Origin of the sequence: Streptosporangium sp. NPDC087985, assembly GCF_044741965.1 — a bacterium.
Taxonomy (GTDB): Bacteria; Actinomycetota; Actinomycetes; order Streptosporangiales; family Streptosporangiaceae; genus Streptosporangium.
In genome coordinates this window covers 67,804-93,159 of the sequence record NZ_JBIUTQ010000015.1, presented here as the reverse complement: position 1 = coordinate 93,159, position 25,356 = coordinate 67,804, and the positions used below count along the sequence as shown (strand labels likewise).

Sequence of the window (25,356 nt, the reverse complement as noted above, 5' to 3'; positions counted from 1 at the left end):
CCGGGACAGCCGAGATATAACGTGCTAGAGGCGATCTTTACTATGAGGGCTCTGGGGGTGAGATCCTGTGCAACAGATGACACAGATGTCGGCGCATCGGCGCGCCGTGGAGCAGATCAGGGAGTCCTACGCCGCGATCCCCGAGGACGCGGTGCCCCGGCTGGCCAAGGCCACCACCAACCTGTTCCGCTTCCGGGACGGCGCTTCCGGAGCGAAGCTGTCGGCCCGTGACCTGGACCAGGTCATCACGGTGGATCCGGTGACCCTGACCGCCGAGGTTCAGGGCATGACCACCTACGAGCACCTGGTGGACGCCACGCTCCCGTACGGGCTCATGCCGTACGTCGTGCCGCAGCTGAAGACGATCACCCTGGGCGGCGCGGTGACCGGGCTGGGCATCGAGTCCACCAGTTTCCGTGACGGGCTCCCGCACGAGTCGGTGGAGGAGTTGGAGATCCTCACCGGCGACGGCAGGATCGTCGTGGCGCGTGACGACAACGAGCACCGCGACCTGTTCCGTGCCTTTCCCAACTCCTACGGCACGCTCGGCTACGCGCTCCGGATCCGGATCAAGCTCAAGCCCGTCCAGCCGTACGTCAGGCTGACCCACATTCCGTTCGCCGACGCCGACAAGTGCATGATCGCCATGAAGGAGATCTGCGAGAGCGGCGAGTACGACGGTGAGCCGGTCGACTTCGTGGACGGCACGTTCTTCGGTCCCGGCGAGCTCTACGTGACCCTCGGCCAGTTCGCCGAGCGCGCACCCTACCTCTCCGACTACACCGGCATGCGCATCTACTACCGGTCGATCCAGACCAGGACCCGTGACTGGCTGAGCATCCGCGACTACCTGTGGCGCTGGGACACCGACTGGTTCTGGTGCTCGCGCGCGTTCGGCGTGCAGGGGGCGCTGGTGCGTTCGCTGATGCCGCGCAAGTGGATGCGCTCCGACGTCTACCGCAGACTCGTCGGCCTGGACCGCAAGTACGGCGTGGTCGCCCGGGTGGACCGGTGGCGGGGCCGGCCCGTCCAGGAGTCGGTCATCCAGGACATTGAGGTGCCCGTCGAGCGCGGTGCGGAGTTCCTGGAGTTCTTCCACGACAAGGTCGGCATGGAGCCGGTGTGGATGTGCCCGCTAAAATCCACCGGCGAGTGGCCGCTCTACCCCCTGGAGCCTGGACGTCTGTATGTGAACTTCGGCTTCTGGGGAACGGTTCCTCTGCCCCGGGGCCGATTCGACGGCCACTACAACCGGCTCATCGAAAACAAGGTGCACGAGCTGGAGGGGCATAAGTCGCTCTACTCGACTTCGTTCTACTCCCGTGATGATTTCTGGCGATTTTATAACGGAGTCGCCTACTGGCCGGTCAAACGGGCATATGACGCGGGTGGCCGGTTGCTCGACCTCTATGACAAGTGTGTGCGGGGCCGTTAGGAGGTTGTTTCTGTGAAGCTTGCAGAGATCTTCGAGAAGGTCATAGGGCGCGAGGCGGATATTCGTTTCGCCGCCTATGACGGGAGTAAGGCCGGTCCGGACAGCGCGGACATCAGCATCGAGGTGAAGTCTCCGGCCGCGGTCGCCTACCTGGCGCAGGCTCCCGGAGAGCTCGGTCTCGCCCGGGCGTACGTCTCCGGGAGCCTTGATGTCCACGGTGACATGTACGATCTGCTGTCGCGGATGTGGTCGCTAACGATCAACGACATCCCGGCGAGCGAGAAGCTGGCGGCCGTCCGTGCCCTCGGCGTCAAGCCCCTGCTGATGCGGGTGCCGCCTCCGCCCCAGGAGATGCGCCGCAGCATGCTGGCCAAGATGGGCAGCAGGCATGCCAAGCAGCGTGACGCCGAGGCGATCCACCACCACTACGACGTCTCCAACACCTTCTACGAGTGGGTGCTGGGGCCGTCCATGGCCTACACCTGTGCGGTCTTCCCCAGCGAGGAGTCCACGCTGGAGGAGGCACAGTACGCCAAGTTCGACCTGGTCGCCCGCAAGCTGGACCTCAAACCCGGAATGCGGCTGCTGGACGTGGGCTGCGGCTGGGGCGGCATGGTCATTCACGCGGCCCGCGAGTACGGCGTGAAGGCGCTGGGGGTCACCCTCTCGCGTCAGCAGGCCGAGTGGGCGCAGAAGGCCATCGCCGAGGCGGGGCTGGGCGAGCTGGCCGAGGTCCGCCACATGGACTACCGGGACGTGAAGGAGACCGGATTCGACGCGGTCAGCTCGATCGGCCTGACCGAGCACATAGGCAAGGAACAGCTGCCCTTCTACTTCCGTTTCCTGTACGACAAGCTCAACCCCGGCGGCCGGATCCTCAACCACTGCATCACCCGGCCGACCGGCACCGAGAGGACCATCAACACCGGCGGCTTCATCAACCGCTACGTCTTCCCCGACGGGGAGCTGGAGTCGGTCGGCTACCTGATCCGCCAGATGGAGGACCTCGGCTTCGAGATCCGCCACGAGGAGAACCTGCGCGAGCACTACGCCCAGACTCTCCGCTACTGGTGTGCCAACCTCGACGGACACTGGGACGAGGCGGTCGAGGAGGTCGGTCAGGGCACGGCCAGGGTCTGGCGGCTCTACATGGCCGGCTGCGTGGTCGGCTTCGAACGCAACAAGATCCAGCTTCACCAGATCCTCGGGGTGAAGCTCGACGACAGGGGCGCAGCCCACATGCCGCTCCGCCCCTCTCTCGACTGGCCCTGATCAAGATCCTGCGGTACGGCCCGTGCCCCGCGGACGCGGGCCGTACCGAGACTCCGGTCCCCTAACGGAGTTCGCGCTTGAGGATCTTCCCGGTGGCGGTCATCGGGAGGGCGTCACGGAACTCGACGATCCGCGGATACTTGTAGCCCGCCATGTTCTCCCTGCACCAGCCGATCAGCTCCTCCTCGGTGACGGACGCCCCGGAAGTGCGGATGACGTAGGCCTTGACCTCCTCGCCGTGTGACTCGTGGGAGACCCCGACCACCGCGACGAGGGAGACCTCGGGATGGGTCATTAGGACCTCTTCGAGCTCGCGCGGGTAGACGTTGAAACCACCCCGGATGATCATGTCCTTGGCCCGGTCGATGATCGTGTAATAGCCGTCCGCGTCACGGGTGGCGATGTCGCCGGTGCGGAACCAGCCGTCGTTCATGACCTCGGCGGTCGCCTCGGGCCGGTTGTAGTAGCCCTTCATCACGTTGTGCCCGCGGATCGCGATCTCGCCGGGGTCCCCGTCCTCGACCGTCTTCCAGTCGTTGTCGACCAGCTTCATCTCCACGCCCCAGACCGGCGTGCCGATCGTGCCGGGCTTGGTGGGCCTGCCGAGCTGGTTGAAGCTGGCCACCGGGGAGGTCTCCGACAGGCCGTAACCCTCCAGGATGCCGACGCCGAAGGTGGCCTCGAAATCCCTGAGCACCTCGACCGGTGAGGAGGCGCCGCCCGCGACCGCGACCCTGAGGGAGGTGGGCACCTCGTCGCCGTCGGCGTGGACCTTCGTCAGCATGGCCCAGTACATGGTCGGTACGCCCGCGAACAGTGTGACGTTCTCGTTGCGCATCAGTTCCAGCGCGGGGCCGGGCTCGAAGCGCGGCATGAGCACCAGGGTGGCCTGGCGGCGGAACCCGGAGTTCATGATGACGGTCTGACCGAAGGAGTGGAACAGTGGCAATACTGCCAGGAAGGTGTCGCCACCCTCGGTGCGCGGGAACATCTCGTCCGAGACCATGGCGTTGAGCAGCATGTTCTGGTGGCTGAGCTCGGCGCCCTTGGGTTGGCCCGTGGTTCCGCTGGTGTAGAGGATCACCGCGGTGTCGTCCGGCGAGGTCTGCACGGTCGCGAACTCACCGGACACGCCGTCCAGCGCCGCCCACAGCGTCTCGCCGTACTCCGACTCGGTGGCGAACGCGGTGGCAGGCAGCACGAAGAAGTGCTCGGTGCCCTCCGCCGCCTCGAAACCCGCCCGCCCGCGCTCGCCCAGCGGTAGCTCCGGGGTGCCCTCGAAGCAGAACAGCGCCTTGGCTTCGGAGTCCGCCAGGTGATAAGCGATCTCCCTGGACTGCAGCAGCACGCTGAGCGGCACGACCGTGGCGCCGGCCTTGAGGATCCCGTAGTACACGAAGGGGAAGTAGGGCAGGTTCGGGCAGGCCAGCGCGACCTTGTCCCCCTTGCCGATGCCCCTGGAGACCAGCAGGTTGGCAACCTGGTTCGCGACCGTGTTGATCAGGGAGTACGGCAGTCGCAGGTCACCGAAGACCAGCGCCGTGCGGTCGGGCTGCTCCCGGGCGCTGTCCTCCAGCGCGATCGACAGGTTGAGCATGATGGATCCTCCTCCGAACAAGCTCTGACGCGCCCATAATCGCAGCCCCGAAATACCTACCGGTAGGTAACCAAGGTTACGAATTGACGTGAAAAGCAGCGGGGAGTAGGTAAAACAGATAAGAGTTCACTTACGGGGGTGGTTAGCCGGCTGTCCATGTGTCAATACGACGGAGGGTCATTGGCCATATGGAATATGACTATGTGATCGTGGGCGCGGGTTCGGCGGGATGCGTGCTGGCCAACCGGCTCTCGGCGGACTCCTCGACGACGGTGGCTCTCGTCGAGGCGGGAGGTTCCGACGACGGGCTGGAGATCCGGATGCCCGCGGGATTCTCCAAGCTGTTCAAGACCGATCGCGACTGGAACTTCACCACCGTCAGGCAGCCGGAGATGGCCGGTCGCGAACTTTACTGGCCGCGCGGCCGGATGCTCGGCGGCTCCTCATCGATGAACGCCCAGATGTGGGTGCGCGGCCACCGGGCCGACTACGACGGCTGGGACGTGCCCGGCTGGTCCTACGACGAGGTCGTGCCCTACTTCCAGCGGGCCGAGCGGCGCGTCGGCTCCAACCGCGCCGCCGTGTACGGTACGGCGGGCCCGGTCCACGTCTCCGAACTGCGCACCCCCAATCCCGTCACCGCGATGTTCCTCCGGGCGTGCGAGGAGCTCGGGATCACCCGGCTGGATGAGCTGAACGGCCCCTCCAACGAGGGCTGCTCCCAGACACCCGTCACCCAGCACCGGGGCCGCCGCTGGAGCTCTGCCGACGCCTATCTCCGTCCCGCCCGGAAACGGCCCAACCTCACCGTGCTGACCTCCTCGCACGTGCGCAGGGTGCTGATCGAGGATGGGCGCGCGACCGGCGTGGAGTACGGCGACGGCACGGTGGTGCGGGCGCGCAGGGAGGTCATCCTGTCGGCCGGGGCGATCGGTTCCCCGCACCTGCTGATGCTGTCGGGCATCGGGGCGGCCGACGAGCTGCGGGCAGAGGGCGTCGAGCCGATCCACGAGCTACCCCAGGTCGGCAGGGACCTCCAGGACCACCTGGCCTCGGGCATCATTCTGCACTGCCCTGAGCCGGTCACACTCGCCGGCGCCGAGTCGGCCGGCAACCTGCTCCGATTTCTGATCGGCCGTAACGGCATGCTGACCTCGAATGTCGGGGAGGCCGTGGCCTTCGTCCGTACCTCTCCCGACGAGCCCGCTCCCGACATCGAGTTGATCTTCGCCCCCGGCCCGTTCATCGACCACGGCCTCACCCCGCCACCCGGCCACGGGCTGACCATCGCCTCGATCCTGCTCCGGCCGGAGAGCCGCGGCCGTGTCTTCCTCAGCGGCCGCGACGTGGTGATCGACCCCGCCTACCTGACGGCGGAGGCCGACGTCCGCAGGCAGGTCGCCGGACTGAGAAAGGCCAAGGAGCTGTTCGCCACCGCGGCGCTCAAGCCGTTCGCCGGGCCGCCGATGGATCCGTACTGGGGTGCGGAGACGGAGGAGGAGCTCGTCCGCTGGATCCGCGAGCGCAGCGAGACCCTCTACCATCCGGTGGGCACCTGCCGGATGGGTGAGGACGCCGACGCGGTGGTGGATCCGGCGCTGAAGGTCCGGGGCATCGACGCCCTCAGGGTCGTCGACGCCTCGATCATGCCGGTCATCAACCGGGGCCACACCCACGCCCCCACCGTGATGATCGCGGAAAGGGCCGCCGACCTCATCGCCGGTGTTCCCTGAGGTCCTTCCGCCACATGGCGGGAACCGTCTCCACCGACCCCGCCGTCGCGCCCGGTTCTGCGGCACGCCTGCCGGGTGGGCCAAGCGAATGCTAGGTTCCGCTTGAGGGGACTGAGAGATGTCACTGCCCGTGGAGTCGACGTTCCGGACTGGTTAGGTGGATGATCCTGTGGCAGGATCGGGGGAACCGAATATGGTTCTGGTGGGGGCTGGTGTGACGGTTTCGCTGTCGGACATCAATCTGTCGGACATCGCCTTCTGGGAGCGGCCGATGGCCGAGCGCGAGGCGGCCTTCGCGCTGCTGCGCGCCCAGGCGGCCCCGGTCTGGTTCGCCGAGCCGGAGATCAGCTTCGGGCCCCAGGGGCCGGGCTACTACGCCGTGGTGAGGCACGCCGACATCGTCGAGGCCAGCCGCAGCCCCGAGATCTTCTCCTCGGGCCGCGGCTCCACTTCCATCCAGGACCTGGGGTCCGAGTTCGGCGAGTACTTCGGGTCGATGATCAACATGGATGACCCGAGGCACGCCCGGCTCCGCCGGATCGTCTCCCGATCGTTCACCCCAAAGATGATCAAACAGTTCGAGGCCGACGTTCAGGTCGAGGCCACCCGGATCGTGGACGACCTGATAGCCAGGGGCCCCGGCTGCGACTTCGTCACCGAGGTCGCCGCCAAGCTGCCCCTGAAGATCATCTGCGACATGATGGGCGTCGGCCCCGAGCACTACCAGACGGTCTTCGACGCCTCCAACATCATTTTGTCCGGCGGCGATCCGGAGTTCATCCAGGACATCAGCCGCGCGGCCGAGCTGCTCCTCGGTGCCGGGCAGTGCCTTCAGGACCTTGTCGTCTCCCTGGCCGCCGAAGGCGGCGACGGTCTCATCACCTCCCTGACCAGTGCCAACATCGACGGCGAGAAGCTGACGATGCAAGAACTCGGCTCGTTCTTCATCCTGCTGGTCGTGGCGGGCAACGAGACCACGCGCAACGCGATCTCACACGGCCTGCACCTGTTCACCGAGAACCCGGACCAGCGGGCGCTGCTCCTGGCCGACCTCGACGGCCGCCTCCCCGGCGCGGTCGAGGAGATCGTCCGCCTGGCCTCCCCGGTCGCCTGGATGCGTCGCACCCTCACCCGCGACCATGAGATGAACGGCCACCTCTACCGCAAGGGCGACAAGGTCCTGCTCTACTACTGGGCCGCCAACCGCGACGAGGCGGTCTTCACCGACCCCTACCGCTTCGACATCCAGCGGACCGAGGGACCCCACGTGGGCTTCGGCGGCCCGGGGCCGCACTTCTGCCTCGGAGCCCACCTGGCCCGCCGCGAGATCACCGTGATGTTCCGTGAGCTGTTCACCCGGATCCCGGACATCCGCTCCGTCGGGGAGCCGGACCGCCTGCGTTCCAGCTTCATCAATGGCATCAAGCACCTCGACTGTGACTTCGGAAGCGCTCCATTGACGTAGGCGGTTGCCTGCGAAAACGATTGCGGATGTCCCGTCCCCCGGAACGGCGCGGACGTCAGGGGGCCTTCCGGATCGACGTGAACACGGTGTTGATGTCGGGCAGCAGTTCCTTCTTGGTGTCCGGAACCGACATGTAGACGATCGCGGGCAGGTCGGCACCAGTGCTCACGGCCGCCACGACCATGGTCGTCACGGACGTGCCCGAGGTGATCTCATAGGCGGCGAGCTGTCCGGACAGGCCGTTGACGGACAGGGACTGCTGGGCGATCTTGCGCGCGGTGTTGTCCTCGGGGAAGAACTTCTTGCGGCCGCTGGACGCAACCGCGTTGATCACCGGGGCCAGGTTGTTCGGCGAGGTGTACTTGTCCTTCAGCCGGGGCGACAGCGGGCCCGACATCACCTGTGCGAACTGCGTCTTGCCCAGAGAGTCCGCTCCGGCCGGGACATACTGGCGAGTGGTGAAACCGTAGCTGATGGACATGTTCTGTCGCTCGTCCTGTCGCCAGGGAGCGCCGAGCCTGGCCACGCTGATCGCCGCGGCCTGATCGGGCAGGGTGCCCGCGACCGTCGATGCCGTGCCGGGGAAGCGCGGTAGGCGGCCCACGGCCTGGGACCTGGCGGGCTTCTTCCCGGTCGCGGAGGGTTTCACCGCAGGGGTGGCCTCCTCCTTGGTGGAGGCCAGCGGACCGGCCAGGAAGGCCCAGAGCACGGCGCCGATCAGAGCGACCACCACAGAACCCGCGAGCGCGAAGATCCAGACCGGTCTGCCCGGCTCGTCAAGCTCCTGCTCGTCCTCCATGGCCTGGTAGTTGTCGCCGAAGACCGTGTTCCACAGCTCCTGCTGACGCTCCGGCGGAGGGGTCTTCGGCCCGCTGATCTGGCCCGCGGTGACGAACGGCCTGCTGGGGTCGGACGGGTCCCGGCTCAGGTGGCCGCCCGGCTGGGCCGGCTGGCCCTGCACCGGAGGCTGGCCGGGATACGGCCGGCTGTGTGCGGGCGCACCCTGTGAAGGGTCGTGGTATGGCGGAACCTGTGCCGGGGCACCAGGAGGGGCTGCCGGGGCGCTCGCCCCTGCGAGGGTCCACGCCCCCGGGCTGTCCGGAGCGTTGCCGTTACCCAGGGGGTTCCGGAACGCTTCCTGCCCGCCGAAGGGGTTGGGACTGGTGAGGGGGTCCTGGCTGGCGAAGGGGCTGGCGTTCGGCGGGGTGGTCGGGTGTTCCTGGTGGCCGAAGGGGTTGGGGCTGGTGAGGGGGTCCTGGCTGGCGAAGGGGCTGGCGTTCGGCGGGGTGGTCGGGTGTTCCTGGTGGCCGAAGGGGTTGGGGCTGGTGAGGGGGTTCTGGCTGGCGAAGGGATTGGGGCCGGCGCCCGGGGGGTCCGTCCATGAGGGGGAGGGGTCGGGGCTCGGTGTCCCGGCCGGTGGCCTGCCCCAGCCGCCGTTGTCGGCCGCCGAGGTGACGTTCCAACCGCCGTCGCTCCCCGCCGGGGCCGTATCCCCTCCGCTGCCGGGGTTGTGGGCCACCCCCCAGCCGCCGTTCTCGGTGGCGGGAGCCGTACTCCACCCCCGGTTGTCAGCGGCCTGTGGCGCGCCCCAGCCGCCGTTCTCGGCCGCAGGCGGAGCGGGGGACCAGGTGCCGGGCTTCTCCTGCGGTACGGCCTGCCGGGAATCGCCGCCCGGCTGCGGCCCCGAGGCCGGCGGCTGGGAAGCGGAAGCCGGTGTCCCGAAGATCTGTTGCCAGGAGCCGTTACCGGGGACGCTGGTCTGCCAGGAGGCATTGCCTCCGGCCGACTCTTCCTGGGGAAGGGGGAGCCGAGGACTGGTGCCCGAGGAGTCTCCCGCCCAGGCGGACGGCGGTTCTGCTGCTTCCGGCCATGCCGGAGGCAGGTGGGACTGGCTGGACTGCTCCGAGGCCATGGCTTCCTTACCTCCCGGGCGAACGCCCGAATTAGGGGTATTGGGCATGGTCTCACGTGAGACGGGGGAGTTCACAGGGAAACTGGAGAACGCCCCCCTGAACTGGAGTCCGGTGGGGTCGGTGGGCGGATCCTGCATCGGCAGGCCGACCTCCGAGGGATCCGGGCCCTGCCCCGGCTCGACTGAGTGTGCCACGATGAAAAGAGTAAACTGGTGGGACATGTGAGCTCACAGCGGACTTCGCGCCGTCGAGGCTCCACCCGTCCCAGACGCACGAGCATCCATTGTGCTGACCTGCCGGTGTCCGTGTCCCCGGTTTACCGTGATCAGATCTGTTTCCTCAGGCCATGAATACGACTTGCGGACTGCGATAGTCTGGGCATATGCGTGTCGCGGCCCTGCTGCTTATCGGGCCGCATCGGCCTTCCCGGCGCTAGACGCCTGCCGATGCGGCTGCCCTTCGCATGAGCGGAGGGTTTTTCTATTGGGTCGGATGGGTCAGATCATCTGCGCAGACGTATACCGAGGGAAGATTGACGTGAGCGAGCAAGCCGACATGCAGAGCGACGAGCAGCACTACGACCCGCAGGCCCTGCAGGTCAAGTGGCAGCAGCGGTGGGAGGAACTCGATCCCTTCCGGGCCTCCGACGATCCCGCCGACCCGCGCGAGCGGCGCTACCTGCTCGACATGTTCGCCTATCCTTCCGGCGATCTGCACATGGGGCACGCCGAGGCCTTCGGCCTCAGCGACGTTCTGGCGCGCTACTGGTTCCAGAAGGGTTACAACGTCCTGCACCCCATCGGGTGGGACTCTTTTGGCCTGCCCGCCGAGAACGCCGCGATCAGGCGCAACGCGCACCCGGCAGAGTGGACCTACGCCAACATCGAGACCCAGGCCAACTCCTTCAAGCGCTACGCGGTCTCCGTCGACTGGTCCCGCCGCCTGCACACCAGCGACGTCGCGTACTACAAGTGGACCCAGTGGCTGTTCATCCGCTTCTTCGAGCGCGGTCTGGCCTACCGCAAGGGCGGTCTGGTCAACTGGTGCCCGAACGACCAGACCGTGCTAGCCAACGAGCAGGTCGTGGCCGGCAAGTGCGAGCGCTGCGGGGCCGTTGTCGTCCGCCGCGAACTGACCCAGTGGTACTTCAAGATCACTGACTACGCCGACCGGCTGCTGGACGACATGGCCCAGTTGGAGGGCGGCTGGCCGGAGCGCGTGCTGACCATGCAGCGCAACTGGATCGGCAGGTCCGAGGGTGCCGACGTCAACTTCGTGATCGAGGGCCGCGACGAGCCGGTCACGGTCTACACCACCCGTCCCGACACCCTGTACGGCGCGACCTTCTTCGTGGTCGCTCCGGACGCGCCGCTGGCCGAGGAGATCGTCACAGACGACCGGCTCGAGGCATTCGAGGCCTACCGGGCCGAGGTGGCCAAGCTCTCCGACATCGACCGGCTGTCCACGGACAAGGAGAAGACCGGTGTCTTCCTGGGCCGGTACGCGATCAATCCGGTCAACGGCGAGCGCATGCCGGTCTGGGCGGCCGACTACGTCCTGTCCGACTACGGCCACGGCGCCATCATGGCGGTCCCCGCACACGACCAGCGCGACCTGGACTTCGCCCGCACCTTCGGTCTGCCGGTGCGGGTCGTGGTCCACACCGGCCTGGCCGACCCGGGCGAGACCGGTGTCGCCACCGCGGGAGAGGGGTCCCTGGTCAACTCGGGCCCGCTGGACGGCCTCTCCAAGGCCGATGCGATCGCCAAGATCACCGAAGTGCTGGTCCAGCGCGGCACCGGCAAGGCGACGGTCAACTTCCGCCTGCGCGACTGGCTGCTGTCCCGCCAGCGCTTCTGGGGCTGCCCGATCCCGATCATCCACTGTGCCGACTGCGGCGAGGTCCCCGTCCCGGACGACCAACTGCCCGTCACCCTGCCCGACCTGCGCGGTGAGGCGCTCGCTCCCAAGGGCGTCTCCCCGCTGGCGTCGGCCGACGACTGGGTCAACGTCTCCTGCCCCAAGTGCGGAGGACCGGCCCGGCGTGACACCGACACGATGGACACCTTCGTCGACTCCTCGTGGTACTTCCTGCGCTACGCGGACCCGTCCTACGAGGATGGTCCGTTCGACGTGGAGAAGATCCGCCAGTGGGGTCCCGTCGACCAGTACGTCGGCGGCGTCGAGCACGCGGTGCTGCACCTGCTGTACTCACGGTTCTTCACCAAGGTCCTGCACGACATGGGCATGGTCGACTTCACCGAGCCCTTCACCCGCCTGCTGAACCAGGGCCAGGTGGTCAACCAGGGCAAGGCGATGTCCAAGTCCCTGGGCAACGGCGTGGACCTGGGTGAGCAGATCGACGCCTACGGCGTGGACGCCGTCCGGCTGACCATGGTGTTCGCCGGTCCGCCGGAGGACGACATCGACTGGGCCGACGTCTCCCCGGCAGCCTCGCAGAAGTTCCTGGCCCGCGCGTTCCGTGTCATGGCCGAGGCCGGTGCGGCCTCGGCACCCGGCGCGGACGCCGCCACCGGTGACCTGGAGCTGCGCAAGGCCGTCCACCGGACCATCGATGAGGTCACCAAGCTGGTCGACTCCCACCGGTTCAACGTGGCGGTGGCCCGCATGATGGAGCTGACCAGCGCGGCCCGCAAGGCCATCGACTCCGGTCCCGGCGCCGCCGACCCGGCCGTCCGTGAGGCCGCCGAGACCCTGGCCGTCATGCTGTCCCTGGTCGCGCCGTACGCTGCGGAGGAGGGCTGGGAGCGGCTGGGCCACCCCGCCTCGGTCGCCACGGCCGGATGGCCGGTGGCCGAGCCGGCCCTGCTGGTCCAGGACTCCGTCACCTGCGTCGTCCAGGTCGCGGGCAAGGTCCGCGACCGGCTGGAGGTCTCTCCGGAGATCTCTGAAACCGACCTGGAGGCTCTGGCGCTGGCCTCGGACAAGGTCCAGGCACTCCTGTCCGGCACTCCTCGCAAGGTCGTCGTCCGCGCGCCCAAGCTGGTCAACATCGTCCCGTAGTGACTTCGGGGCGCCCGTGCGGCGGGCGCCCCGAGCCCGGGTCACCGCGACGTGTCGGCTCGGATCCCTCAGGCCGTTGATCCGCGCTTCCCACACCGCTTAAAAGCTCTGTCCCTTTTCGGACCTTCTCCGCGTGGCCGGTGGCCGGAGAAGGAAGACAACGGCTGACAGGGGGATGAGGCATGCGGGTGTCAGTGCTCGGGATGGGCAGCATGGGCCGGGCGATGGCCCTGCGACTGCTCGAACGCGGTCATGTGGTCAGGGTCTGGAACCGGACGCCCGGTAAGGCATCCGAGGTGATCGACGCGGGCGCCGTCGAGGCGCCCTCACCGGCCGAGGCCGCACGGGATGCCGACGCGGTGCTGATGTCGCTCGCCGATGATCAAGCGGTCCGTGACGTCGCGGCCCGACTGAGTGATCTCGGCTCCGATCCCGGTGGTCCGGTCGTGGCAGACATGAGCACCGTCTCTCCGGACACGTCCCGCGCGCTGGTGGGGCTGGTGCCGGGGGGCCGGTCCGTGGCCGCACCCGTTCTCGGGGGGCCGCAGGCCGTCCTCAGCGGACAGGCCACAGGCCTGCTGGGCGGTGAACGCGGCCTCGTGGACCGGCTGGAGCCTGTCTGGTCGGATCTTTTCACCGTCCACCGCTACTGCGGGGACGATCCCGGGAACGCCCTGACCTTCAAGCTCCTGAACAACTACCTGCTGATGGCGGGTGTCGCCGTCGTCGCCGAGGTAGTGGCCACGGGCCAGGCGGCAGGGCTCGACGAGGCGGTGCTGAGGGATCTGCTCTTTCAGTGGCCGACCGTCGCGCCTGGTCTGCACAACCGGCTCGACGACATTCTCCATGGTGACCATCGCGGATGGTTCGCGACGCGGCTCGGTGCCAAGGACGTGCGGCTCACTGCCGAGGTCGCGGAGTCGAAGGGGCTTGAGCTGCCGATCGCCCGGCTGATCGAGCAGCGTTACGAGGAAGCCGCCGAGCACGGCTGGAACGACTCTGACGTAACCGCGGTTGTGGAACTGCTCCGCGGGCAGCGCGGTTGAAGGTCGCCACCGTGGAAGCGGTCGGCCGAGGGCGGACCGCAGATCGGGCCCAGCCGAGGGCGGAGGCTCAGCCGTACGGTATCGAGGCGGCCAATGGCTGTGGCGGCACCCCACAGAAGTCGCGCAGAAAAGGAGAGGCCCCCGGGTCCGCAGGGACGCTCTCCTCCGCTGTGCCGTCTCAGAGCTTGCGCAGGACCGCCACGACCTTGCCCAGGACGGTGGCCTCGTCGCCGGGGATCGGGTCGTAGTTCGGGTTGTGCGGGACGAGCCAGACGTGGCCGTCCTTGCGCTTGAAGGTCTTGACCGTGGCCTCGCCGTCGATCATCGCGGCGACCACGTCACCGTTGTCCGCGACGGGCTGCTGGCGGACCACCACCCAGTCGCCGTTGGCGATGGCGGCCTCGATCATCGAGTCGCCGGTCACCTGGAGCAGGAAGAGCGTGCCCTCGCCGACAAGTTGCCTGGGTAGGGCGAAGACGTCCTCGACGCTCTCCTCGGCGAGGATCGGGCCGCCGGCGGCGATCCGGCCGACGAGCGGCACATAGGCCGCGGTCGGGCGGCTGACCGGGGTCTCGTCCTCGCCCGTGGAAGGATCCATCCACAGCGCCGGCTCTCCGGGAAGACGCACCTCGAGTGCGCGAGGGCGGTGTGGATCGCGGCGCAGGTATCCCTTGCGCTGCAACGCCGTCAACTGGTGCGACACGCTTGAGGTGCTGGTGAGCTGCACCGCCTCGCCGATCTCCCGCATGGAGGGCGGGTAGCCGCGCTGCTGCACCGAGTCACGGATCACCTCAAGGATCTTCCGCTGCCTGGGGGTGAGGCCAAGGGAGTCGCGCCTGCGCACCGCCAGGTCACTGACGGCCGAACCGTTCTTGTCGTGTTCGCTCATACGATCTCCTCGCCTCCCGGTCTGTATTTCTCGCGTCGCACACGGCGACCGTACCCCTGTTGAAGATCATATTCAAACAATTGTTCGAGTCGTTCTCGAAATCAGTCAGTGACGCGGTGTACGACATCGTACGGGAGTTCGATCGACACCGTGTTCGATTCGCCGATCTTTCTTCGATACGTGTTCGGGCAGGTCGAAGACATGAGGGGTGCCGTGAAAACGGGGCGAGGCGGCGGGAGGGGTCGGGTGGGCGCCCGTCCGACCGGCAGGAACCGGCGGGGAACCTCCGATATCCTGGTCCGCCGGGCCGGCTCGCCGGACGGGGGGCTCGCCCCCGACGGGCAGCCGGATCATGAATCTCTGCGGTCTGTCCGGCTCTGTGATCCGGCCGGGGACCCGGCTCTTTCTCCCGGCGGGTCCGCCTCCTGGATAGGTCTCCGGAGGGGTGACACGCCCGGCTCGGATGAATGTGATGGGCTGATCAGCGACTTCGCCTGACGGGGCCTTCCCAACTTGCGTTCATGGGCCGACCCTCCTACCGTTGGACCACAACATCTAGTGGCATCACCGGCGCACTTCACCATAAATTGTGTTTCCATTACCGCTTCTCGACTATCGAGAGGCGCGCGCGAGCATCTCGTCATGGACGCTGTGGGAGTGGGCGAAAGAGTGGGCCGCTTGCCGGGTCAAGGAGGCGACACGCGTGCACTGTCCGTTCTGTCGGCACCCTGACACCCGGGTCATCGACAGCCGGTCCACCGAGGATGGCGGGGCCATCCGCCGCAGGCGCACGTGCCCGGAGTGCGGGCGCAGGTTCACCACGCAGGAGACCGTGCTGCTCATGGTCAGCAAGCGCAGCGGGGTGACCGAGCCTTTCTTCAGGGAAAAGGTGATCGCGGGCGTCCGGCGGGCATGCCAGGGACGCCCGGTCAGTGAAGACTCGCTGGCCCAGCTGGGCCAGCGAGTGGAGGAAGGCATCCGGGCGACCGGGTCGGCGGAGATCGCGGCCCATGAGGTCGGGCTGGCGATCCTGGGGCCGCTCCGCGAACTGGACGAGGTGGCCTATCTGCGGTTCGCCTCGGTCTACCGAGGCTTCGAGACTCTGGCGGATTTCGAAACCGAGATCAAGCAGCTGCGGACGGATCGTTCCGTCAAGCAGGACTGAACATACCCCGGGCGCCGGGGGACAGGGCGGCGCGTTGATGTGGTCCGACTCGAGGGCTCAGCGGAGCCCCGGAAGGGGGAAGTCATGACGGAGACGGTCGGTGGCGCAGCCGCGCGTGGGGGCAAGCGGTTGCGCAGGGGTTTGAAGATGAAGCGGATCTTCACTACCCCCGGAGTGCATCCCTATGACGAGGTGCGCTGGGAGCGCCGCGACGTCGTGATGACCAACTGGCGGGACGGCTCGATCAACTTCGAGCAGCGGGACGTGGAGTTTCCCGTCTCCTGGTCGGTCAACGCCGCCAACATCGTGACCACCAAATACTTCCGTGGCGCGGTCGGCACCCCGCAGCGCGAGTGGAGCCTGAAGCAGCTCGTCGACCGGGTGGTGGGCGTCTACACCAGGACCGCGGTCGAGCAGGGCTACTTCGCCGGCGACGAGGACGCCGAGATCTTCGACCACGAGCTCAAACACGCCCTGGTCAACCAGATCTTCAGCTTCAACTCGCCGGTCTGGTTCAACGTGGGAACCGCTTCGCCGCAGCAGGTCAGCGCCTGTTTCATCCTGGCCGTCGACGACCAGATGGAATCCATCCTCGACTGGTACAAGGAAGAGGGTGTGATCTTCAAGGGCGGCTCGGGGTCCGGCGTCAACCTCTCCCGGATCCGCTCGTCGAAGGAACTGCTCTCCAGCGGCGGCACGGCCAGCGGCCCGGTCTCCTTCATGCGTGGCGCGGACGCCTCCGCGGGCACCATCAAGTCCGGCGGCGCCACCCGCCGCGCGGCCAAGATGGTCGTCCTGGACGTGGACCACCCCGACATCGAGGAGTTCATCGAGACCAAGGCGCGTGAGGAGGACAAGGTCCGCGCGCTGCGCGACGCCGGGTTCGACATGGACCTGGGCGGCAAGGACATCGTCTCCGTCCAGTACCAGAACGCCAACAACTCCGTACGCGTCTCCGACGAGTTCATGCGCGCGGTGGAGAAGGGCGAGGAGTTCGGCCTGCGTGCCCGGCTCACCGGCGAGGTCATCGAGAAGGTCGACGCCAGGGGCCTGTTCCGTAAGATGGCGACGGCCGCCTGGGAGTGCGCCGACCCCGGTGTCCAGTACGACGACACGATCAACGACTGGCACACCAGCCCGGAGACGGGCCGCATCACCGCCAGCAACCCGTGCTCGGAGTATCTCCACCTGGACAACTCCTCCTGCAACCTGGCCAGCATCAACCTGATGAAGTTCCTGAAGGACGACAACTCCTTCGACATCGCGAACTTCGTGATGATCACTGAGCTGATCATCACCGCGATGGATGTCTCCATCACCTTCGCCGACTTCCCGACGGAGAAGATCGACCAGACCACGCGCGCCTACCGCCAGCTCGGCATCGGCTACGCCAACCTCGGCGCGCTGCTCATGGCCACCGGCCATGCCTACGACTCCGAGGGCGGCCGGGCCATCGCCGGTGCCATCACCTCGCTGATGACCGGTGCCTCCTACCGCCGCAGCGCCGAACTGGCCGGGGTCGTCGGGCCGTACGACGGCTACGCCCGCAACGCCGACGCCCACAAGCGCGTCATGCGCAAGCACGCCAAGGCGAACGACGACCTGCGCACCCTGGAGTCCATGGACGGGGCCATCCACGCAGAGGCCTCCAAGCAGTGGCAGGAGTGCCTCCGCGTCGGAGACAAGAACGGATACAGAAACGCACAGGCCTCACTGCTGGCGCCCACCGGCACCATCGGCCTGATGATGGACTGCGACACCACCGGCATCGAGCCCGACCTCGCCCTGGTCAAGTTCAAGAAGCTCGTCGGCGGCGGCTCCATGCAGATCGTCAACCAGACGATCCCGCGCGCGTTGCGGCAGCTGGGCTACCCGGAGGAGCAGGTTGAGGCGATCGTCGAATACATCGCCGCCAGCAGCCACGTCGTGAATGCTCCCGGCCTCAAGCCCGAACACTACGAGGTGTTCGACTGCGCGATGGGCGAGCGGGCGATCGCCCCGATGGGCCACGTCCGTATGATGGCCGCCGCCCAGCCGTTCCTGTCCGGTGCCATTTCCAAGACGGTCAACCTGCCCGAGTCGGCGACGGTCGAGGACATCGAGCAGGTCTACATGGAGGGCTGGAAGCTCGGCCTGAAGGCCCTGGCCGTCTACCGTGACAACTGCAAGGTCGGCCAGCCGCTCTCGGTCGCCGGCAAGAAGACCGAAGAGAAGGCCGCGCCCGCGGAGCGGGAGGTACAGGTCGTGGAGATCAGTCGCCCGACTCGCCGCCGGATGCCGAACCAGCGCCCCAGCACCACCACCCGCTTCACCGTGGGCGGAGCCAAGGGCTACATGACCGCCTCGTCCTACCCCGACGACGGTCTCGGCGAAGTCTTCCTGAAGATGTCCAAGCAGGGCTCGACCCTCGCGGGCGTCATGGACGCCTTCTCGGTGGCCATCTCCATCGGCCTGCAGTACGGTGTGCCGCTGGAGACCTACGTCGGCAAGTTCGTCAACATGCGCTTCGACCCGGCCGGTATGACCGACGATCCGGACATCCGCATGGCGGCTTCGGTGATGGACTACATCTTCCGCCGCCTGGCCCTGGACCACCTGCCCTATGACGAGCGGGCCGCCCTCGGCATCTTCTCCGCCTCCGAGCGCGCCGCCCAGCAGCGCGGCGAGGACCCGGCTCCGATCCCCACCGACGAGGTCATCGCCGAACTGGCCACCTCGGCGCCGATCGAGCAGCCCCAGCCCCGCGCGGAGACCGTGGCCGCGCCGGAGCGGGTCGGCTCTCTGGAGTCCCACCAGGGCCGCACCGCCGACGCGCCGCTCTGCATGACCTGCGGCACCAAGATGCGCCCGGCCGGTAGCTGCTACGTCTGCGAGGGCTGCGGCTCCACCAGCGGATGTAGCTGATTCCCGGCGTCGTCCGACGCGGAACAGCAGGTCAGTGCGGGGAGCCGGCGACAGGTCGGCTCCCCGCCGACGTATGGTGGGCCGCCGTGCCGGATCAGCCGGCGGCGGGTTCGTCACCGCCGGCGCCGTAGTGTCTGGCCAGCAGATAGCACCCCAGCGTCAGCAGGGTCCAGACTCCGGCGGCGGTGGACAGCACCGCCCACAGCGGCCACCGGCCCGCCAGGGCGGCGGTAACGATGGCGAAGCCGAGTAGTCCTATGGCGCCGAAGGTGGCCCCGCGAGCCTCGTTACGGGCCTGGCGTATCCCGTCCTCCTTGGCGACCAGGGTCAACGAGGCCAGCAGGATCGCCGGAAACGCCAGAAACACGCCGCCGGCTCGCGGACCGGCCACCACGGAGACCACGCCGGCGAGGGCGGAGACTCCGGCGCCGAACCCGAACCGGACCAGCCAGTCCCATGGCCGGGTCTTCGCCAGCTCGCCGGGGCTTATCCGTACCCGATCGCTGTCCCGGCGGCGGTCACCCGCCTGGTCGCCGTGGCCATGCTCACCGGTCATGACCGCACCAGCAGGTAACCGGCGGTGACGGCCACCAGCCAGATGCCCAGCGCGGCCAGGGCTCCCGGCCAGGCGCCCCATATCTTCAGCAGCGGTACCGCCACCAGGCAGTAGAGGATGAACGCGGCCGCGCCGATCTGCATGCCCGTGGCCGCGATGCGCACGTCGGCCATCCCGGTGAACATCACCGTCACCAGCAGGCTGCCCAAGGCCACCGAGGGCGCCGCGGAGAACACCCCCGCCAGCTTTTTCGGTGCGACCATCTCCGCCAGGGCGGCGAACATCAACACGAACAGCCCACCCATGACCGCCTTGAACAGCACCTCAACGACGACCTTGATACCCATGATGTTCTTCCCTCCAGATGATCCAGCCCCCCTAGACGATCCAGCGCAGGGCGATCTCCTCGGCGCTCGGCGGGGGGCCCGGCAGGGAAGGAGCGGAGGTGAGGTGCAGGGCATCGAGCATCAGGACGAGGTAGCGGTGCCTGACCTGGGCGGTGCGTTCCCCGTCGCCGAGGTGGACGGCGGCGAGCTGCTCGAAGATCATCGCAATGTCGGCGACGTCCAGGCCGGGGCGGAGGACGCCGGCCTGGACGGCGCGATCGAAGACCCGCTCGGCGAGCTCGGACGCGTGGGCGGAATCGCGGTGAAGATCCTCGTCGGGGGTGAAGGTGCCGGCCAGGTTGATCGTCAGGGAGTGGACGTCGGCGTCCACGACGCGGCGCATGAAGCCGGCGAAGGCGTGCCACGGGTCGCCTCCGTCGGCCAGGGCGGCCTCGGCTTCGCCGATGTAGATTTTCAGGCCGTCCGAGCACAGTTTGCGGAGCAGTTCCTCCTTGCTGGCATAGCGGCGGTAGAGCGCGCTGATGCCCACCCCGGCGCGCTCCGCCACCGCGGAGATCGGGGCACCGGGGTCGGCGACGAAGACCGCCCGCGCGGCGTCGAGGATCACCTGGTCGTTACGGGCTGCCTGCGCTCTGCGACCGTTCATCGGCGCGGTGGTGGATGTCTCCATTGCACCAATATAGTTAACGGAACATAATATTCCGTTCTGCCTATGAACAAATCTAGGAAAACCTGTTGTGCCGGCCGGGTGATCGAAGGTCCGGTGCCCACGCCGCGGGAGGTCAGGACAGTCGGGTTCCCGTACGGCCGCCGATATGATCCGGGGGCGTGACGTCCTCCGGTAGCAGGGGGTCGGCGACCGGCGCCAGCCAGGTGGTGACCAGCGGCAGCACTCCCGCCCACAGGCCCAGCTCGGCGTCCGGGCCGTCCCCGTCGTCGGGCGGTCCCGAGCTCACCTTGACCGACGCCTCCGCCAGGGAGATCGCCAGAATGGTCGTCGCGGCGAGTTCCTTGCGGTTGGGTCGTCTGGCGTAGTCCCACTGACCTGGCGCGGCGTGCTCGGTGAGGATCCGGAGGGCGGCCAGTTTCTCCTCGCCCTCCAGCTTCCGTGGCACGCCGTACACCATGGCGGAGCGGTAGTTGACACCGTGTTCGAAGACCGACCGGGCCAGGACCAGACCGTCCACATGGGTGACCGTCACGCAGACCGTGTCCGCGGCCGTTCCAAGATCTCGTCCGGCGCCCCCGGATCCGGTCACCGGTCCGGCGGTACCTGTCGCGGACGGGCGCCCGGACGGCTCTCCCGTGGCCAGACTCCGGCTGGCGACCGAGCCGTGGACGTAGAGGTGGTCGGCGTCGAAGCCGTAGACCGTGGGGACCACCATCGGCACGCCGCCGTCGATCACGCCGAGATGGCAGACGAACCCGGCGCGCAGCACCTCGTACAGGGCCGCCCTGTCGGTCCGGCCTTTCTCGCGCAGGCGCCGGTGCCGGGTCCGTTCCGTTGCGGATAGATCACTCATGGTGTGACATTCAACCAGGCCCCGGAAATGGAAAAAGACCCGCGGGTGGCGGGTCTTTCGAAGGCCGGGATCAGGCCGCGGGGGTGGGGCCGCCGGTGAGCGGGAACCGGAGGATGTTCTGCCCGGTGTAGGCGCGCAGGTCGACGACCTTGGTGTCCGCCGAAACCCTGCGGCGAGCAGCCGAACGGATGTCTCTGATCTTGAGTCGCGCGACGTACGGTGGCACGATTACGAGTCTCCTCATTGAGCCCCCCGGCGTGATGAATCTGTTACGCGAGATGTCTACAGACCGACGCGTAAAACCGCTGTAAAGATCCGGTCGGCGGGGGAGACGGCGGCCTGACGGTGACCGCGGGTCCGGGCTGGGCGCAGACGGGAAGGAGCCGGCTCCGCACCCGGGCGGTCCTGATATGTGGCCGTTCACGTGAGGAGGACGAGATATCTCCTGAGCCTGTGACATCGGGCGAACTATGTTGTCCCCCGGCACGTCCAACAAGCCGGTGAACGGAGACTGGGATGAGCACCGGACTGATCGACGGGGATCCGCAGCGACTGGGCGGCTACTGGCTGGCCGGGCGCCTGGGCGCGGGCGGCCAGGGCGTGGTCTACGAGGCCTACGACGCCGAGGGCAGGCGGGTCGCGGTCAAGGTCCTGCACGGCGACGCGGGCACCGACCCCGAGTTGCGCGGGCGGTTCGGACGTGAGGCGGCCGCCGCCCGGCGGGTCGCTTCCTTCTGCACGGCAGGTGTGATCGACGCCGATCTCGACGGGGCCAGGCCGTACATCGTCTCCGAGTACGTCGAGGGTCCCAGCCTGCGCAGGGCCGTCGCCGAGGGGCGTCGCTTCACCGGCGGTGACCTGCACCGTCTCGCGACCGCGATCGCCACCGCGCTGACGGCCATCCATGACGCCGGGGTTATTCACCGCGACCTCAAGCCCGACAACGTACTGCTCGGCCCCGACGGTCCCCGCGTGATCGACTTCGGCGTCGCCCGCACGGCGGACATGTCGCTCACCGCGACCGGCATGGTGGCGGGCACCCCGACCTACATGGCCCCCGAGATCTTCATGGGTCAGCGTGCGGACACGCCGGTCGACGTGTTCGCCTGGGGCGGGATCATCGTGTTCGCCGCGACCGGGATGGACCCGTTCAGGGCCGAGAGCCTGGGCGGGGTCATGCACCGTGTGCTCTCCGTCCAGCCGCAGCTCGACATGCTGCCCGAGCGGCTCCGCCCGCTGATCGCCGCCTCGCTCGCCAAGGACCCCCAGGACAGGCCGTCGGCAAGGGAGTTACTGCTCGCCCTGGTCAGCGGGGACGGCCGGATCGACACCCCCCGGCTGCTCGCGGCGGGCAGTGATGCCGGAGCCCGGGTACGGGCCGCCTCCGCCGATCCGGCGCTCGGCACCCTCGCCGAGGACGCCTACGCCGCGCTCGATCCGGCCGAGCGGGACCTCGCCCCCGAGATCTTCCTCCGGCTGGTCACCGTGACCGACGACGGCGAGCCCGCCGTACGGCGGGCTCGGTGGGCCGAGCTCCTCGACGGGCGGATCGGCGACGAGACGGACGCCGTCCGCCGGGTGCTCCGGAACTTCGCCTACCTGGTCGCTCACGACGACCAGGAGGTCTGGCTGTCCCGGCCCGCGCTGCCGCAGGCATGGCCCCGGCTGCGCCTGTGGGTCCAGGCCAACCGGGACGGCCTGGCCGTCCACCGGGGGATCCTGAACGCAGCATGGCGCTGGCAGTCCCAGGGCCGCCGGGACGGCGACCTTTTCCAGGGCAGCAGTCTGGAGAACGCCATGAACTGGGCGGCCACCGGCCGCCGCAACATCACGCTGAGTCCGGTCGAGCGTGACTTCCTGGAGGCGGGCGCCGCCCTCACCCGGCGCCGTGGCCGCCGCACCCGGTTGCTGTCCATGACGCTGGCCGTGCTGCTGGTGGCAGCGCTGGCCGGCGGGGCGCTCGCCGTACAGCAGAGCAGGGTGGCCGACGCGCGCAGCGTCACCATCGCGCTCCAGCGTGACCAGGCGGAGGCCCGCCAGCTTGCGGCGACGGCCGACTCGCTGCGGATGGCCGAGCCGGTCAGGGCGATGTTGCTCAGCGTGGCGGCGTGGCGGCTGGCCCCGGTGGTGGAGGCCAGGGCGAGCCTGGCCGGCTCGCTCGCCCAGCGTGAGACGGCCACCTTCCACGATCCGTCCACAGCGATACAGACGTTCCGGGCGCTGAGCCGCGACGGGCGTACGCTCGTCAGCGCGGGCGAGGGCGAGGTGCGGATCTGGGATGTGCGGACCGGCAGGCGGACCGGCGGGTTCAAGGGGATCGGCGCCGACCTGCGGGGAGTCGCACTGAGCCCGAGTGGCAAGCTGCTCGCGGTGATCAGCGGGCTGAAGGTGAGACTCTGGGACGTGGCCAGGGGCAGGCCGACCGGTGCGGCCCTCGCCGTCCAGGGCCGCGAGGCCGGCGGCGACACCCAGGTCTTCTTCGGCCAGGCCGAGGACCGGCTCCTGGTCACCCAGGGCGAGGGCCTCACGGTCTGGAACGTCGCGACCGGCGAGAAGCAGTTCCCGCCCGTTGCCGGCTTCGACTTCGACACCTCCGCCGACGGGCGAGGGCTCGCGGTGGGCACCCTCGATAGAGAATCGGTGGTCTTCACCCTGGACGGCCTGGGCAGGACCCCGCTGGGTAACCGGTGCGGCCTCTGCAGCAATCTGCAGGTCGCCTACAGCCCGGACGGCAGGACCGTCGCGGTCAGCCGCGGGAAGACCATCCAGTTGCGTGACGCTCTGACCGGAGCCGACCTGGAGCGCCCATTCGTGTCGGGCAACGGTGGAAAGCCGCGCTTCAGCCCCGACGGCCGCTTCCTGGCCGCCGCCGACGATACGAGTATCAAGCTCTGGCGGGTCGAGGACGGCAGGCTCCTGCTCACCCAGCGGATCGACGCGTTCATGCCTGCCGTTGCCTTCGATCCCGACGGGCGCACACTGCGCTACCTCACCGAGGGATCGGTCATCACTCTCGACATCACCGCGCTAACCAGGCCCGTGCTGCTCAAGGGCGCTGGAATCCACTGGGCCCGGCTGAGCCCGGACGGGCGTCTGCTCGCCTCCAGGGACAGCCAGGCGAGCGAGGTCCGGCTCTGGGACGTCCGGCGGCGAGAGCTCCTCGCGGCCCTGACCATCGGGCCCAAGGGCGCGGACGGATACTTCGACATGGCCTTCAGCGGGGACGGCAGGCGGCTGGCGGTCAACACCGGCGGGGGGAGCTCCAGGCTGACGATCTGGGACACCGCCACGTTCAAGCGGCTCGCCGCCGTCGAGACCGAGCGCGAGGGGCAGGTGCCCGCCCTGGCGCTGAACGCCGACGGCACCGTCGTGGCCTCCTACGTCCTGTACTACGACGCGGAGAAGACACCCGGTGGGGAGATCCATCTGTGGGATGTGCCCGGTGGCCGTCACCGCTGGTCCCGGCCCCAGGAGTCCGTCGAGGCGTTGAGGTTCACCCCGGACGGCAGGGCCGTCGGGGTCGCCGGAGGAGACCAGCGGCTGCTGGACGTGGCGACCGGGAAACCGTTCGGTGAGCCGTACGGCTCGCTAACCGTCAGCATCCCGGTGACCTCGCTGGCCTTCAGTGCGGACGGTACCCGCTTCGCCACCTCTGACCAGGTCGGACGGATCTCGGTGTGGGAGACCGGCGCCCGGACTCGGGTGGGCCCCCTGATCCGGGGCGGTGCCGAGGCAGGGGCCGGAGCCGGGCTGGCCTACTCCCCGCGTGGTGACGTGATCGCCGCCGGGGTCGACGGCCAGGCGGTGGCGCTGTGGGACGTCGCGACCGGGCGCCGTCTCGGCGCGCCGATCGTGACGGGCACCGGCGACCTGCAGGCGCTGGCGTTCACGGCCGACGGGTCCCGGCTGATCACGGTCGACTCCGCCGGCACTCTGGCAGAGCATCCGGTCGACCCTGAGCAGGTGGTGCTCGCGGTGTGCGAGCGGGCCGGCCGCACCTTGTCATCGGACGAGTGGCGCGCCTATCTGGGTGAGGTTCCGTACCGCGACGTATGTCATGACTAGCCGGAACCCGCTGTATGAAGGGCGCGCGCGCCTGACTGCATCCGTTCTGGGGATGTCCGCCCTGATCACCGTGAAGAGTGCCCTTGGTGCCGGTCTGAGTGGTACCCGCTCTGGGTAGACCCACCGAAGGTCGCCGTGAATTCTAGGGGGAAAGACATGGCGCAGTGTGAAGTCTGTGGAAACGACTATGACATGAGCTTCGAGGTGTACGCCCAGGGGGTCGTGCACGTCTTCGATAGCTTCGAATGCGCCATTCACCGGATGGCGCCGATCTGCGAGCACTGCGGGGTCCGTATCGTCGGACATGGTGTCCAGGCCGGTCAGCGCTGGTTCTGCTGCGCGCACTGTGCTCGCAGGGAGGGTCTGGACGCGCTCGTCGACCGGGTCGAAATCCCTACCCAGCAGGGTGCATAAGAGACGGC

The 25,356-nt window shown here is 68.3% G+C and carries 18 protein-coding genes; 10 read left to right on the top strand and 8 right to left on the bottom strand.

Going from position 1 to position 25,356, the window contains the following annotated elements:
* The first annotated feature begins 85 nt into the window (after positions 1-85).
* Together ACIN94_RS24110 and ACIN94_RS24105 are read left to right on the top strand one after the other, a co-directional pair.
* Positions 86-1,435, top strand: a complete 1,350-nt coding sequence (locus tag ACIN94_RS24110; RefSeq protein WP_400710171.1) for an FAD-binding oxidoreductase — start codon at positions 86-88, stop codon at positions 1,433-1,435.
* A 12-nt stretch (positions 1,436-1,447) separates the two neighbouring features.
* Entirely contained in the window at positions 1,448-2,707 is a 1,260-nt protein-coding gene (locus ACIN94_RS24105; RefSeq protein WP_400709929.1) for a class I SAM-dependent methyltransferase, read from the top strand.
* 61 nt (positions 2,708-2,768) lie between these two features.
* Here the strand turns inward: ACIN94_RS24105 and ACIN94_RS24100 are convergent, their stop codons facing one another.
* Positions 2,769-4,304 carry a long-chain fatty acid--CoA ligase gene (locus tag ACIN94_RS24100; RefSeq protein WP_400709926.1) on the bottom strand — a complete coding sequence of 512 codons (1,536 nt, stop codon included), beginning with the start codon at positions 4,302-4,304 and terminating at the stop codon, positions 2,769-2,771.
* Positions 4,305-4,492: 188 nt separating this feature from the next.
* On the opposite strand from ACIN94_RS24100, the gene ACIN94_RS24095 reads away from it, so the two are divergent.
* Both ACIN94_RS24095 and ACIN94_RS24090 read left to right on the top strand, forming a co-directional pair.
* On the top strand, positions 4,493-6,037 hold the full coding sequence (locus tag ACIN94_RS24095) for a GMC family oxidoreductase (protein ID WP_400709923.1): 1,545 nt from the start codon (positions 4,493-4,495) through the stop codon (positions 6,035-6,037).
* Between the two features lie 193 nt (positions 6,038-6,230).
* Positions 6,231-7,502, top strand: a complete 1,272-nt coding sequence (locus ACIN94_RS24090; protein WP_400709920.1) for a cytochrome P450 — start codon at positions 6,231-6,233, stop codon at positions 7,500-7,502.
* Positions 7,503-7,557: 55 nt separating this feature from the next.
* Here the strand turns inward: ACIN94_RS24090 and ACIN94_RS24085 are convergent, their stop codons facing one another.
* Positions 7,558-9,609, bottom strand: coding sequence for a hypothetical protein (locus tag ACIN94_RS24085; protein WP_400709917.1), 2,052 nt, complete (start codon positions 9,607-9,609; stop codon positions 7,558-7,560).
* A gap of 361 nt (positions 9,610-9,970) precedes the next feature.
* Here ACIN94_RS24085 and leuS point away from each other — a divergent pair, with 361 nt between their 5' ends.
* Together leuS and ACIN94_RS24075 are read left to right on the top strand one after the other, a co-directional pair.
* Entirely contained in the window at positions 9,971-12,439 is a 2,469-nt protein-coding gene (gene leuS, locus ACIN94_RS24080; RefSeq protein ID WP_400710168.1) for a leucine--tRNA ligase, read from the top strand.
* Between the two features lie 182 nt (positions 12,440-12,621).
* Positions 12,622-13,485 carry an NAD(P)-dependent oxidoreductase gene (locus ACIN94_RS24075; RefSeq protein ID WP_400709914.1) on the top strand — a complete coding sequence of 288 codons (864 nt, stop codon included), beginning with the start codon at positions 12,622-12,624 and terminating at the stop codon, positions 13,483-13,485.
* Positions 13,486-13,663: 178 nt separating this feature from the next.
* On the opposite strand, the gene lexA is transcribed toward ACIN94_RS24075, so the two are convergent.
* Entirely contained in the window at positions 13,664-14,374 is a 711-nt protein-coding gene (gene lexA / locus ACIN94_RS24070; RefSeq protein ID WP_400709911.1) for a transcriptional repressor LexA, read from the bottom strand.
* 703 nt (positions 14,375-15,077) lie between these two features.
* Here lexA and nrdR point away from each other — a divergent pair.
* Together nrdR and ACIN94_RS24060 are read left to right on the top strand one after the other, a co-directional pair.
* The gene (nrdR, locus tag ACIN94_RS24065) at positions 15,078-15,539 is read left to right on the top strand and encodes a transcriptional regulator NrdR (protein ID WP_400709908.1); all 462 of its coding nucleotides are present in this window, start codon (positions 15,078-15,080) and stop codon (positions 15,537-15,539) included.
* An 84-nt stretch (positions 15,540-15,623) separates the two neighbouring features.
* Positions 15,624-18,443 (top strand): vitamin B12-dependent ribonucleotide reductase, encoded by a 2,820-nt coding sequence (locus ACIN94_RS24060; protein WP_400709905.1) that lies wholly within the window; start codon positions 15,624-15,626, stop codon positions 18,441-18,443.
* 94 nt (positions 18,444-18,537) lie between these two features.
* Here ACIN94_RS24060 and ACIN94_RS24055 read toward each other — a convergent pair whose 3' ends face one another.
* The 5 genes from ACIN94_RS24055 to ACIN94_RS24035 all read right to left on the bottom strand — a co-directional run bounded on the left by ACIN94_RS24055 (position 18,538) and on the right by ACIN94_RS24035 (position 21,095).
* Positions 18,538-18,999, bottom strand: coding sequence for a DUF3147 family protein (locus ACIN94_RS24055; protein ID WP_400709902.1), 462 nt, complete (start codon positions 18,997-18,999; stop codon positions 18,538-18,540).
* Positions 18,996-19,346: a DUF3147 family protein gene (locus ACIN94_RS24050; RefSeq protein ID WP_400709899.1), complete on the bottom strand. Its 351-nt coding sequence runs from the start codon at positions 19,344-19,346 to the stop codon at positions 18,996-18,998. Before ACIN94_RS24050 ends, ACIN94_RS24055 begins: the two co-directional genes overlap by 4 nt.
* A 31-nt stretch (positions 19,347-19,377) precedes the next feature.
* Entirely contained in the window at positions 19,378-20,016 is a 639-nt protein-coding gene (locus tag ACIN94_RS24045; protein ID WP_400709896.1) for a TetR/AcrR family transcriptional regulator, read from the bottom strand.
* A gap of 112 nt (positions 20,017-20,128) precedes the next feature.
* Complete coding sequence (locus tag ACIN94_RS24040; protein WP_400709893.1) at positions 20,129-20,869, bottom strand: pyridoxamine 5'-phosphate oxidase family protein; 741 nt, start codon at positions 20,867-20,869, stop codon at positions 20,129-20,131.
* Between the two features lie 70 nt (positions 20,870-20,939).
* Positions 20,940-21,095 carry a hypothetical protein gene (locus tag ACIN94_RS24035; protein ID WP_400709890.1) on the bottom strand — a complete coding sequence of 52 codons (156 nt, stop codon included), beginning with the start codon at positions 21,093-21,095 and terminating at the stop codon, positions 20,940-20,942.
* A 290-nt stretch (positions 21,096-21,385) separates the two neighbouring features.
* Here ACIN94_RS24035 and ACIN94_RS24030 point away from each other — a divergent pair, with 290 nt between their 5' ends.
* Together ACIN94_RS24030 and ACIN94_RS24025 are read left to right on the top strand one after the other, a co-directional pair.
* Positions 21,386-24,934: a protein kinase gene (locus tag ACIN94_RS24030; RefSeq protein ID WP_400709887.1), complete on the top strand. Its 3,549-nt coding sequence runs from the start codon at positions 21,386-21,388 to the stop codon at positions 24,932-24,934.
* A gap of 156 nt (positions 24,935-25,090) precedes the next feature.
* Positions 25,091-25,348, top strand: coding sequence for a hypothetical protein (locus ACIN94_RS24025; protein ID WP_400709884.1), 258 nt, complete (start codon positions 25,091-25,093; stop codon positions 25,346-25,348).
* Positions 25,349-25,356: the final 8 nt, after the last annotated feature.